Genomic DNA, 12,793 nt, shown 5'->3' with positions numbered 1-12,793 from the left:
CACCTGATGAAAAAAGACTGGCGTCCGGCGCCGGTTCGGGTGATGGTGAACGCAATTCGCCGTTCGATGAAATGGCGATCGCCGCACGCGCGTCCGCGAAAAGACGGATCCGGTTCGGCAGGGCGGAAACCAGGGAGGGGAGCACCCCATGACGTCTATGTGGAAAGGCGCGCTGCTGGCCGGCGCGGCATGGAGCGCGATCGCCGGCTGCGCTTGGGCGCAGGAGGCTCCGGCTGCTGCGGACGGCCTGTCGGTCGACGAAGTCGTCGTCACCGCCCGCCGTCGCGAGGAAAGCCTCAAGGACGTGCCGGTCGCCGTCACCGCCTTCTCGGCCGAGAAGCTGGAACAGCAGGGCGCGACGGACATCACCAGCCTGTCGCAGACCACTCCGAACATCACCGTCCAGACGGCGCGTGGTTCGAACTCGACCCTGATCAGCTACATCCGCGGCGTGGGCCAGCAGGATCCGCTGTGGGGCTACGAGCCGGGCGTGGGCCTGTATGTCGACGACGTCTACATCTACCGCCCGCAGGGGGCGGTGCTGGATGTGTTCGACATCGAGCGCATCGAAGTGCTGCGCGGCCCGCAAGGCACGCTGTACGGCCGCAACACCATCGGCGGCGCCATCAAGTATGTGACCAAGCGCCTGGGCGACGACGCCGGCGCCAAGGTCCGCGCGACCTATGGCAGCTATAACCAGACCGACCTGCTGGTCTCGGCCCAGACCCCGATCGCCGAGACGGGCCTGTCGATCGGCGGCGCCTATGCGCTCTACAAGCGCGACGGCTACGGCAAGAACCTGACCACGGGCGCCGAGCACTACGACAAGGACGTCCAGGCCCTCCGCCTGAGCGCCGAGTACAAGCCGACCGACAGCCTGTTCTTCCGCCTGGCCTATGACCGGGTCGAGGACGATAGCAATCCGCGTCACGGCTTCCGCGAGACCCTGCCGACGGCGGGCAACTTCCCGCGTCTCGACAGCGTCTACGACACGCGCGCTGGCTTGGGCGACAAGAACCACGTCGAGACCGAAGGCCTGTCGCTGACGGCCGAGTGGAACGCGACCGAGAACCTGACCTTCAAGTCGATCACCGCCGACCGCAAGGGTCACACCCAGACCCTGATCGACTTCGACGGCACCCCGCTGCCGACCCTGGACGTGCCGGCCACCTATGACGACCGCTCGTTCTCGCAGGAACTGCAGGCGGTCTATTCGGACGAGAACGTCCAGGGCGTCTTTGGCCTGTACTACATGAACAGCCAGGCCTCGGGCGAGTTCGACACCATCGCCGGCAACCTCGGCGTCTCGATCGCCGACGGCGGCAAGGTCAGCACCCAGAGCTTCGCGGCGTTCTTCGACTTCAGCGCCAACCTGACCGATCGCTTCAAGGTCTCGCTGGGCGCCCGCGCCACGCGCGACGCCAAGCGCTCGAACGTCTTCCGCCTGTTCTATCTGGGCGCGACGCCGTCGCCGTATCAGGGCGGCGCCCAGCGTCCGATCCTGCAGACGCGCACCAACTACAGCGCCGAGCGGACCTTCTCGCAGTTCACCCCGCGCATCTCGGCCTCGTACGACCTGACCGACGACCTGACCACCTACGCCTCGTTCTCGAAGGGCTTCAAGTCGGGTGGCTGGGACATGCGCGGCGACGCCTTCATCACCCCGCAGACCGTCGACGGCTATCGCCCCGAGATCGTCAAGACCTACGAAGCCGGTCTGAAGGGCTACATGCTCGAGCGCCGGGTCTCGTTCTCGTCGGCGGTGTTCCTGTCGAAGTACACCGACCAGCAGGTCACGACCCAGGTCGTGGTGCCCTCGGGCATCGCCAGCTCGGTCGACAACGCCGGCGCCTCGACCCTGTACGGCGCCGAGTTCGAAGCCAACGCCAAGCTGACCCCGAACCTGTCGGGCAACGTGGCCCTCGGCTACATCCACGCCAAGTACGACAGCTTCAACCGCTTCGTGCCGGCCGGCGCGCCCAACCCACTGAACCCGTCGACGACGCTGGCGACCGGTCAGGTGATCAACGTCGCCGACCTGTACGGCTTCCAGAACACGCCGCAATGGACGGGCAATGTCAGCCTGACCTGGCGCGGCGACCTGGCTGGCGGCAACCTGGCGATCACCCCGATGGTCAGCTATCGCGACAAGTACCAGCAGTTCGAGCAGCCCCTGCCGGCCCTGGACCAGAAGGCCTTCACCCTGGTTGACCTGACGGCGATCTGGACCGCGCCGGGCGGCCGCTACAAGCTGGCCCTGACCGGCAAGAACCTGACCAACGAGCGCTATCGCACGGGCGGCTACAACTTCGCCGGCGCGACCTACAACAACTCGGTGATCGGCTTCTACGGCCCGCCGCGCACGGTGGCCGGCTCGATCGAGGTGGCGTTCTAATCATCTAGGCGATGAAACTGGGCGGGACTTGCTGCAACAAGTCCCGCCCTTTCTTTATGTAGGCTGTGGCGTAAGGGGGCAGGTGATGAGCGACAACGCGAAACAGACGAGCGGCGGCTACCGCTACGTGGTGCTGGCCATGCTGATCCTAGCCTACACCTTCAACTTCCTGGACCGGCAGATCCTGGGCATCCTGGCCAAGCCGATCAAGGATGAGTTCCAGCTCACCGACGCCCAGTTCGGCCTGATGGGCGGTCTGGCCTTCGCGCTGCTCTACACGACCCTGGCCATTCCGATCGCCTGGCTGGCCGACCGCTTCAGCCGCGTCTGGATCATGACCGCTGCCCTGACCCTGTGGAGCGGCTTCACCGCCATGTGCGGCATGGTCGGCAGCTTTGGCCAGCTGTTCCTGGCCCGCATGGGTGTGGGCATCGGCGAGGCGGGCGGCGTGGCCCCGGCCTATTCGCTGATCGCCGACTACTTCCCCAAGCACCAGCGCGCCCGGGCCCTGGCGGCCTACGCCTTCGGCATTCCGCTGGGCACGGCGGCCGGCACCCTGGTCGGCGGTCTGCTGGCCGTGAACTACGGCTGGCGCACGGCCTTCATCGTCGTGGGCCTCTTGGGCGTGCTGCTGGCCCCGATCTTCCGCCTAGTCGTGCGCGATCCGCCGCGCGGCGGCGCCGACCGCGCGCCCGATGCGCCGCCGGTCGCGCCGGCCCCGGCCGCGCCGGTCGGCCAGGTCTTCCGCCTGCTGGCGGCCAAGCCCAGCTTCTGGCTGCTGTCGCTGGGCGCGGCCTCGTCGTCGGTTTGCGGCTATGGGGTCGCAGCCTGGCTGCCGTCGTTCTTCATGCGCAGCCTGGGCCTGACCCTGGGCCAGACCGCCTGGTACTATTCGGGCATTGCCTTCCTGGGCGGCATCGTCGGCATCTGGATGGGCGGCGCGGTCGCCGACCGCCTGGGCGCCAAGTCCAAGGCCGGCTATCCGCTGACCCCGGCGGTGGCCTTCCTGATTTCGGTGCCGTGCTTCCTGCTGGCCATGAACAGCGGATCGCTGGTCGGCGGCCTGGGCGGTGGAGCGTCGCTGACGGTGGCCTTCCTGATCTTCCTCATTCCCACGGGCCTGAACCTGGCCTGGCTCGGGCCCATCACCGCCGCCGTCCAGCACCTGGCCCCGGCCCCGATGCGGACCACGGCCTCGGCCCTGTTCCTGCTGATCAACAACCTCTTGGGGATCGCCGTCGGCATCTACTATTTCGGCGCCGTCTCGGACCTGCTGCGCCCGACCTTCGGCGAGGAGTCGCTGCGCTGGTCGATCTACACCGGCCTGGGTTTCTACCTGCTGGCGGCGCTGCTGTTCTTCCTGGCCTCGCGCCGTCTGGACCGGGATTGGGTAGAGTAGGCGGGCTGCGGCGAGACGTCGCGACGGGGCGCTGACAAACGCCACCGTTCGGTCATGATCGGGGATCAAGCCGGGCTCAAATCGCGAGCGCCGCCATGAGCCCTGAAGACCGTCCCATCTTCCACGACCCGTCGGGTCAGCGCGAGCGGCGGGCCAAGCTGATCCTGGGGATCCTGGCCTCGACCATCGCCGCCCTGGTGGCCGGCTTCGTGGCCACCCTGGCCTTCGCCCCGCGCCTGCCCGACGCGCCGCTGCGCGATCCGCGGGTCCTGACGGCGCTGCACCAGGAGACGCCGCGCAAGAAGGTCAAGGCGACCGAGGCCTGGCGCCGCGTGCCCCGTCCCAAGGCGGCCCCCAACGGGACGGCGGTGCGCCCGCTGTCGGTCGGCTTCTATGTCTCGTGGGACGAGGACAGCCGCGAGTCCCTGCGCCGCAACATCGACAAGCTGGATGTGGTCTCGCCCCAGTGGGTGGCGATCGAAGGCAGCAAGGGCGATCTCAGCCTGGTCGACGACCCGCAGGGCGCGGCCCGGATCGCCGCCGCCCCGAACCATCCGGCCGTGCTGCCGCTGGTCCACAACTCGGCCAACGCCGCCTTCGACGGACCGCTGGCCGACGCCCTGTTGGCCGACCCACTGGCCCGCCGCAAGCTGATCGACAACCTGTCGACCCTCGCCCAGCGCAAGGGCTACGGCGGCTATGTCTTCGACTTCGAGGCGCTGTCGGCCAAGGGCCTGGCGGCCTATCCGCAGTTCCTGGACGAGGCGCGGGCGGCCCTCAAGCCCGTCGGCCGGGAGGTCTGGGTCACCGCCCCGTTCGACGATGTCAGCTGGCCGCTTCGGCGCCTGCAGCAGGCCTCCGACACCCTGCTGCTGATGGCCTATGACCAGCACTACGCCCTGGGCGACCCCGGCCCCAACGCCGGCCAGGACTGGTACGAAGCCGAGCTGGAGAAGCGGTTCTCCACTCTCGACCCGGCCCGCACGATCATGGCCTTGGGGACGTACGGCTACGACTGGACGCTGAACAAGGAAGGCTCTCGCGCTTCGGGGGGGGCGACCACCTTCCACGAGGCTATGCGCAACGCCCAGGACGCCGGCGCCAAGATCCGCATGGACGACGACGTCCTCAACCCGACCTATGCCTACAAGGACGACAACGGCGACGAGCACGTCGTCTGGTTCCTCGATGCGGTCACCCTGTTCAACCAGGTCAAGGTCACCGACGCCTGGAAGCCGCGCGGCTACGCCCTGTGGCGGATGGGCATGGAGGATCCGGGCGTCTGGTCGCTGATGGGCAAGCCCTACGGTCAGGCCTCAGCGGCGGGGCTGACGACCCTGGCTAACGGGCAGGGCGTCGATTTCGACGGCGGCGGCGAGGTGCTGCGCGTGGCCCAGCTGCCCACGCCCGGCAAGCGCAGCCTGGAGTTCGATCCCGACACCGGCCTGGTCTCGGGCGAGACCTATGACATCCTCCCCAGCGGCTATGTCATCGACCGCTACGGTCAGAAGAAGGGCGTCGTGGCCCTGACCTTCGACGACGGTCCCGACCCGCGCTGGACGCCCAGGATCCTGGACATCCTGAAGGCCAAGCAGGCGCCGGCGACCTTCTTCGTCATCGGCCAGAACATGCAGAAGCATCCCGAACTGGTGATGCGCGAGGTCCGTGAGGGCCACGATGTCGGCGGTCACAGCTGGACCCACCCCAATATCGGCGAGACGCCGCTGCCCCAGGTGCAGGTCGAGCTGAACGCCACCCAGCGCCTGTTCGAGGTGCTGACCGGCCGCTCGATGCGCCTGTTCCGGCCGCCGTTCTTCGGTGACGCCGAGCCCTCGACCCCGCGTGAGGTCGCCCCGCTCGTGATCGCCCAGACCCTGGGCTACATGACCGTGGGCCTGCGCATCGATCCCGACGACTGGCAGAAGCCGACCCCGCAGCAGATCATCGACCGCACCCTGGACCGCCTGGACAATCCCGGCGACCGGCCGGGGCAGGTGGTGCTGCTGCACGACGCCGGCGGCGACCGTAGCCACACGATCGCGGCTTTGCCGGGACTGATCGACCAGATCCGGGCCCGCGGCTATCGCCTGGTCACGGTCGGCGAGCTAGCCGGCATGACCCCGCAGCAGGTGATGCCGCCGACTTCGCGCAACGGTCTGGACCTGGCGCTGGATCGCCTGGGCTTCGACTTCTTCCGTTGGACGCAGGCGGCGATGACCTTCCTGTTCATCACGGCGATCTTCCTCGGCGTGGCGCGACTGGTGTTCCTGGCCAGCCTGGCCCTGGTCCACCGCTTCTGGACGCACGAGGAGCCGGCCGATCTGGATGGGGCCGACGGTCCGCTGGTCAGCGTGCTGATCCCCTGCTTCAACGAGGAGAAGGTGATCGCCGCCTCGATCGCACGGATCCTGGAGAGCGACTGGAAGAACCTGGAGGTCCTGGTCCTGGACGACGGCTCCAAGGACCGCACGGCCCAGGAGGTGAGGGACCACTTCGCGAACGATCCGCGCGTGACGCTGCTGAGCTTCGAGAACGGCGGCAAGGCGCGGGCCGTGAACAAGGGCCTGGCTGTGGCGAGGGGCGAGTACGTGGTGGCCCTGGACGCCGACACCCTGTTCCCGCCCGAGACCATCGGCCGCCTGGCCCGCTGGTTCCAGGATCCGGACATCGGGGCTGTCGCCGGCAACGCCATCGTCGGCAACCGCCTGAACATCGTCACCCGCTGGCAGGCGCTGGAATATGTCACGGCCCAGAACCTGGAGCGCCGCGCCCTGTCGGCCCTGGGCGCGGTGACGGTGGTGCCGGGCGCGGTCGGAGCCTGGCGCAAGAGCGTGCTGGACGCCCTGGGCGGCTATCCGTCCGACACCCTGGCCGAGGACCAGGACCTGACCATCGCCTGCCAGCGCGCCGGGTGGAAGGTGGCCTTCGATCCCGAGGCCCGCGCCTATACCGAGGCCCCCGACACCGTGGGCGGCCTGCTCAAGCAGCGCTTCCGCTGGTCGTTCGGCACCCTGCAATGCGTGTGGAAGCACCGACGGGCGATGTTTGGCGCCAAGACGCCGGTGCTGGGCTTCGTGGCTCTGCCGCAAATCTGGCTGTTCCAGATCCTGTTGGCGGTGGCGGCGCCGCTGGTCGACCTGGCGGTGGTCTGGAGCCTGATCAGCGGCCTCTATGGCGCGGTCGCCCACCCGGTGGAGTGGCGGCCCGACGACATGCTGCTGGGCCTGGCCTACTGGGCGATCTTCATCGCTGTGGACCTGTCGGCCGGCGCGCTGGGCATGGCGCTGGAGAAGCGCGCGCCGTGGGCGGACCTGCCGTTCCTGCCCGTGCAGCGGTTCGGCTATCGCCAGCTGATGTACTATGTCGTCGTCAAATCGGTGGTTGCGGCGATCCGCGGCGGCCGGGTCGGCTGGGGCAAGCTGGAGCGACGCGCGACGGTCTCGGTCACGCCCGAGGCCTGAGGCGTCGACGTTAGGTATCAGCAAATCTGGCCCGTCAGCCGCTTTCGGGGCGCCAAGAGCGGCTGATCCAGCCCATTTTTTAAGGCTGTTGAAGGTGAGCTTTGTGACCGGTAACAGTGGGCGCGCCCAGCGCATGCTTGTGCCCAGAGCGTGCAGGCGGGCGCGGGGAATGTCCTTTCGGTCAGAAGAAGCCCGCAAGGCCTCACCTTATCGCCTTCGTGCGGTTGCGCCTGACAAACAGCGCTCCTATAACCCGGCCACATTTCAGAAAGCCGTCGTCGAGACCGGGCCCTCATGAACATTCACGAACATCAAGCCAAAGCTGTACTCGCCGAGTTCGGCGCCCCCGTGCCGCGCGGCTTCGCCGCCTTCACGCCCGCCGAAGCCGCGGAAGCTGCCGAGAAGCTCGGCACGCCGGTCTTCGTCGTGAAGAGCCAGATCCACGCCGGTGGCCGTGGCAAGGGCAAGTTCGAGGGCCTGGGCCCCGACGCCAAGGGCGGCGTCCGCGTCGTCAAGTCGGTCGAGGAAGTCCGCACCAACGCCGAGGAAATGCTCGGCCGCGTGCTGGTGACCCACCAGACGGGCCCCAAGGGCAAGCAGGTGAACCGCCTCTACATCGAGGAAGGCGCCGCGATCGCCAAGGAATTCTACCTGTCGCTGCTGGTTGACCGCGCCACGAGCAAGGTCTCGGTGGTCGCTTCGACCGAAGGCGGCATGGACATCGAGGACGTCGCTCATTCGACGCCCGAGAAGATCCACACCTTCACCATCGACCCGGCGACCGGCGTGTGGCCGACCCACACCCGCGCCCTGGCCAACGCCCTGGGCCTGACCGGTGGTCTGGCCAAGGAAGCCGCCTCGCTGCTGAACCAGCTGTATACGGCGTTCATGGCCAAGGACATGGCTATGCTGGAGATCAACCCGCTGATCGTGACCGCGGATGACCACCTGCGCGTCCTGGACGCCAAGCTGTCGTTCGACGGCAACTCGCTGTTCCGTCACCCGGACATCAAGGCGCTGCGCGACGAGAGCGAAGAAGACCCCAAGGAAATCGAAGCCTCGAAGTACGACCTGGCCTATATCGCCCTCGACGGCGAAATCGGCTGCATGGTCAACGGCGCTGGCCTGGCCATGGCCACCATGGACATCATCAAGCTGTACGGCGCCGAGCCGGCCAACTTCCTGGATGTCGGCGGCGGCGCGTCGAAGGAGAAGGTCACCGCGGCCTTCAAGATCATCACCGCCGATCCGGCTGTGAAGGGCATCCTGGTCAACATCTTCGGCGGCATCATGCGCTGCGACATCATCGCGGAAGGCGTCATCGCCGCTGTGAAGGAAGTCGGTCTCCAAGTTCCGCTGGTCGTCCGTCTGGAAGGCACCAACGTCGAACTCGGCAAGAAAATCATCTCGGAAAGCGGCCTGAACGTCATCGCCGCCAACGATCTGTCTGACGGCGCCGAGAAGATCGTCGCTGCTGTGAAGGGCGCCCGCTAAATGTCGGTTCTGATCGGTTCGCAAACCAAGGTCATCTGCCAGGGCATCACCGGCGCTCAAGGCACGTTCCACACCGAGCAAGCCATCGCGTACGGCACGCAGATGGTCGGTGGCGTCACCCCCGGTAAGGGCGGCCAGACCCACATCGGCCTGCCGGTGTTCAACACCGTCGCCGAAGCCAAGGATCGCACCGGCGCCGACGCCTCGGTGATCTACGTCCCGCCGCCCTTCGCGGCCGACTCGATCCTGGAAGCCATCGAAGCCGAGATTCCGCTGATCATCTGCATCACCGAAGGCATCCCTGTGCTGGACATGGTCAAGGTGAAGAAGGCTCTGGCCGGCTCGCGCTCGCGCCTGATCGGTCCGAACTGCCCCGGCGTCCTGACGCCGAACCAGTGCAAGATCGGCATCATGCCGGGTTCGATCTTCTCGGAAGGCTCGGTCGGCGTCGTGTCGCGCTCGGGCACCCTGACCTATGAAGCCGTGTTCCAGACGACCAACGCTGGCCTCGGCCAGACCACGGCTGTCGGTATCGGCGGCGACCCGGTCAAGGGCACCGAGTTCATCGACGTCCTGGAACTGTTCCTGGCCGACGAAGCCACCAAGTCGATCGTCATGATCGGTGAAATCGGCGGCTCGGCCGAAGAAGAAGCGGCCCAGTTCCTGAAGGACGAAGCCAAGCGCGGTCGCAAGAAGCCCATGGTCGGCTTCATTGCCGGCCGTACGGCTCCTCCCGGTCGTCACATGGGCCACGCCGGCGCCATCGTGTCGGGCGGCAAGGGCGGCGCCGAGGACAAGATCGCGGCGATGGAAGAGGCGGGCATCCGCGTCTCGCCGTCGCCGGCCAAGCTGGGCGAGACCCTGCTGGAAGTCCTTAAAGGCTAACTAGAACACCGAACCCCGCCCCGCGCGGGGCCCAGGTTTTTTGCGACCGCCAGTCGACGATCCGAAAAAATCACCTGGGCCCCGCCGATCGACGGGCGCCCGGGCGATTGAGAGACTATATTTACGGGCTTGCGGTAGCGCTCCCGTAAGCAAGCGGATCTAAGGCGAACAACAATGGCGGACGACGCAGGCATCCTCAACCAGGTCTTGACCGAGACCAGCTTCCTTTACGGAGCCAATGCGGCCTTCGTGGAAGACCTCTACGCCCAGTGGGCGGAGAGCCCCGGATCGGTCGATCCCTCGTGGAACGCCTTCTTCTCCACCCTGCAAGAGCAGACCGACCAGGTTAAGCGCGCCGCGCAAGACCCGGCCTGGACGCCCAAGAAGGTCGCCGCCGCGCGTCCCGACTGGCTGTCGGCCCTGGACGGCCAGTGGGCCAGCGTCGCCCCCGCCGTCGAAGCCAAGATCGCCAAGGCCGTCGAGGGCAAGGCCCCCGGCGCTTCCGCCGAAGCCGTCCGCGCCGCCACGCTGGACAGCCTGCGCGCCATCATGATGATCCGGGCCTACCGGATGCGCGGTCACCTGGCCGCCAACCTGGACCCGCTGGGTCTGGACCCGGCCAAGGACGCCAGCGAACTGGATCCGGCGACCTACGGCTTCGCCGAGGCCGACTACGACCGTCCGATCTTCCTCGACTTCGTCATGGGCATGGAGACCTCGACCATCCGCGAGATGCTCGAGATCCTGCGCCGCACCTACTGCGGCAATGTCGGCGTCCAGTACATGCACATCTCCGACCCGGCCGAGAAGGCCTGGCTGCAGGAGCGCATCGAGGGTCGCGACAAGGAGATCGTGTTCTCCAAGGAGGGCAAGGTCGCCATCCTGAAGAAGCTGATCGAGACCGAAGGTTTCGAGAAGTTCCTGCACAAGCGTTTCCCCGGCACCAAGCGCTTCGGCCTGGACGGCGGTGAATCCATGGTCCCGGCCATGGAGCAGATCATCAAGCGCGGCGGCGCTCTGGGCGTGAAGGACATCGTCCTGGGCATGCCGCACCGCGGTCGCCTGAACGTGCTGGCCGCCGTGATGGGCAAGCCCTACCATGTCATCTTCCACGAGTTCCAAGGCGGCTCGTCGGTCCCCTCGGACGTCGAGGGTTCGGGCGACGTGAAGTATCACATGGGCGCCTCGTCGGACCGTGAGTTCGACGACAACAAGGTCCACCTGTCGCTGACCGCCAACCCGTCGCACCTGGAAATCGTCAACCCGGTCGTGATCGGCAAGGCCCGCGCCAAGCAGGCCTTCACCCTGCGCGAGACGCCGGACGCCGGCCGTGGCCACGTGCTGCCGCTGCTGCTGCACGGCGACGCCGCGTTCGCCGGCCAGGGCGTGGTGGCCGAGTGCTTCACCCTGTCGGGCCTGAAGGGCTACCGCACGGGCGGCACCATCCACTTCATCGTCAACAACCAGATCGGCTTCACGACCAGCCCGCGTTACTCGCGCTCGTCGCCGTACCCCAGCGACATGGCGCTGATGGTCGAAGCCCCGATCTTCCACGTGAACGGCGACGACCCCGAAGCCGTGGTCTTCGCGGCCAAGGTCGCCACCGAATATCGCCAGATGTTCGGCAAGGACGTGGTCATCGACATGGTCTGCTATCGCCGCTTCGGTCACAACGAAGGCGACGATCCGACCATGACGTCGCCGCTGATGTACGCCAAGATCAAGGGTCACCCGCCGACCCGTGAACTGTACGCTGCGCGCCTGATCGGCGAAGGCTTGATCACCCAGGCCGAGAGCGACGCCTGGGTCACCGAGTTCGAGAGCTTCCTCGACAAGGAATTCGACGCCGGCAAGAGCTACAAGGCCAACAAGGCCGACTGGCTGGACGGCAAGTGGGCCGGCCTGACCCTGCCGGGCGACGAGGATCGCCGCGGCAAGACGGCCTTCCCGCTGACCCGCCTGCAGGAACTGGGTCGCCAGATCACCACGATCCCGGAACGGATCAACGCCCACAAGACCGTGCGCCGCGCGATCGAGAACCGTCGCGATGCGTTCGCCAAGGGCGAAGGCATCGACTGGGGCGCGGCCGAACACCTGGCCTTCGCCACCCTGCTGGACGAAGGCATCCCGGTTCGCCTGTCGGGTCAGGACTCGGTGCGCGGCACGTTCACCCAGCGCCACTCGGACGTCATCGATCAGGCGACCGAAGAGCACTACACGATGCTCAACAACATCCGTCCGGGCCAGGCCAACTACGAAGTCATCGACTCGGCCCTGTCGGAAGAGGCGGTGCTGGGCTTCGAATACGGCTTCTCGCTAGCCGACCCGAACACCCTGACCCTGTGGGAAGGCCAGTTCGGCGACTTCGTGAACGGCGCCCAGGTGGTCATCGACCAGTTCATCAGCTCGGGCGAACGCAAGTGGCTGCGCATGTCGGGCCTCGTGATGCTGCTGCCGCACGGCTATGAAGGCCAGGGCCCCGAGCACAGCTCGGCGCGCCTCGAGCGCTTCCTGCAGTCGTGCGCAGAAGACAACATGCAGGTCGTCAACTGCACGACGCCGGCGAACTACTTCCATGCCCTGCGTCGCCAGATGCACCGCGAGTTCCGCAAGCCGCTGATCGTGATGGCCCCCAAGAGCCTGCTGCGCCACAAGCGCGCCGTCTCGAACCTGGCCGATTTCGCCGAAGGCTCGACCTTCCACCGCGTGATGGTGGACGGCGCCGAGGCTGGTTGCGACGTGGGCGGCATCACGCTCAAGAGCGATGATCAGATCAAGCGCGTCATCGTCTGCTCGGGCAAGGTCTACTTCGACCTGGTCGACCAGCGCGCCAAGACCGGCCGCGACGACGTCTATCTGCTGCGTCTGGAGCAGTTCTATCCGTGGCCGATGAAGTCGCTGATGAACGTGCTGAGCCGCTTCAAGAACGCCGACCTGGTCTGGTGCCAGGAAGAGCCGAAGAACATGGGCGGCTGGACCTTCGTCGATCCGTGGATGGAGCTGACGCTGGACAAGCTGGACATCAAGGCCAAGCGCGCTCGTTACGTGGGTCGCCCGGCCTCGGCCTCGACGGCCGCGGGCCTGATGAGCCGCCACCTGAAAGAACTCGAGACCTTCCTGAACGAGGCGTTCGCGTAAGCGAGCTCCTCATTCAGACCT

6 protein-coding genes are annotated in these 12,793 nt (G+C 67.0%); all 6 read left to right on the top strand.

The genetic code is table 11. The features are described 5' to 3' along the window. Positions 1–148 precede the first annotated feature (148 nt). The 6 genes from ABDW31_RS03060 (at position 149) to ABDW31_RS03035 (ending at position 12,772) form a co-directional block, all read left to right on the top strand. Positions 149–2,395, top strand: coding sequence for a TonB-dependent receptor (locus ABDW31_RS03060; RefSeq protein WP_184716153.1), 2,247 nt, complete (start codon positions 149–151; stop codon positions 2,393–2,395). Between the two features lie 85 nt (positions 2,396–2,480). Further along, complete coding sequence (locus ABDW31_RS03055; protein WP_184716155.1) at positions 2,481–3,794, top strand: MFS transporter; 1,314 nt, start codon at positions 2,481–2,483, stop codon at positions 3,792–3,794. 95 nt (positions 3,795–3,889) lie between these two features. Then, positions 3,890–7,255, top strand: a complete 3,366-nt coding sequence (locus tag ABDW31_RS03050) for a glycosyltransferase (RefSeq protein WP_184716157.1) — start codon at positions 3,890–3,892, stop codon at positions 7,253–7,255. Between the two features lie 294 nt (positions 7,256–7,549). After that, entirely contained in the window at positions 7,550–8,749 is a 1,200-nt protein-coding gene (gene sucC / locus ABDW31_RS03045; RefSeq protein WP_184716159.1) for an ADP-forming succinate--CoA ligase subunit beta, read from the top strand. Continuing rightward, complete coding sequence (sucD, locus tag ABDW31_RS03040) at positions 8,750–9,634, top strand: succinate--CoA ligase subunit alpha (protein ID WP_184716161.1); 885 nt, start codon at positions 8,750–8,752, stop codon at positions 9,632–9,634. Positions 9,635–9,808: 174 nt separating this feature from the next. Then, a complete protein-coding gene (locus tag ABDW31_RS03035; RefSeq protein WP_184716163.1) occupies positions 9,809–12,772 on the top strand; it encodes a 2-oxoglutarate dehydrogenase E1 component in 2,964 nt (987 codons plus the stop codon). The last annotated feature ends 21 nt before the right edge of the window (positions 12,773–12,793 follow it).

It is taken from the genome of Caulobacter sp. (assembly GCF_039596335.1).
Lineage (GTDB): Bacteria > Pseudomonadota > Alphaproteobacteria > Caulobacterales > Caulobacteraceae > Caulobacter.
The sequence above is the reverse complement of the archived record's forward strand: the minus strand, read 5'-3'. Positions and strand labels throughout refer to the sequence as shown.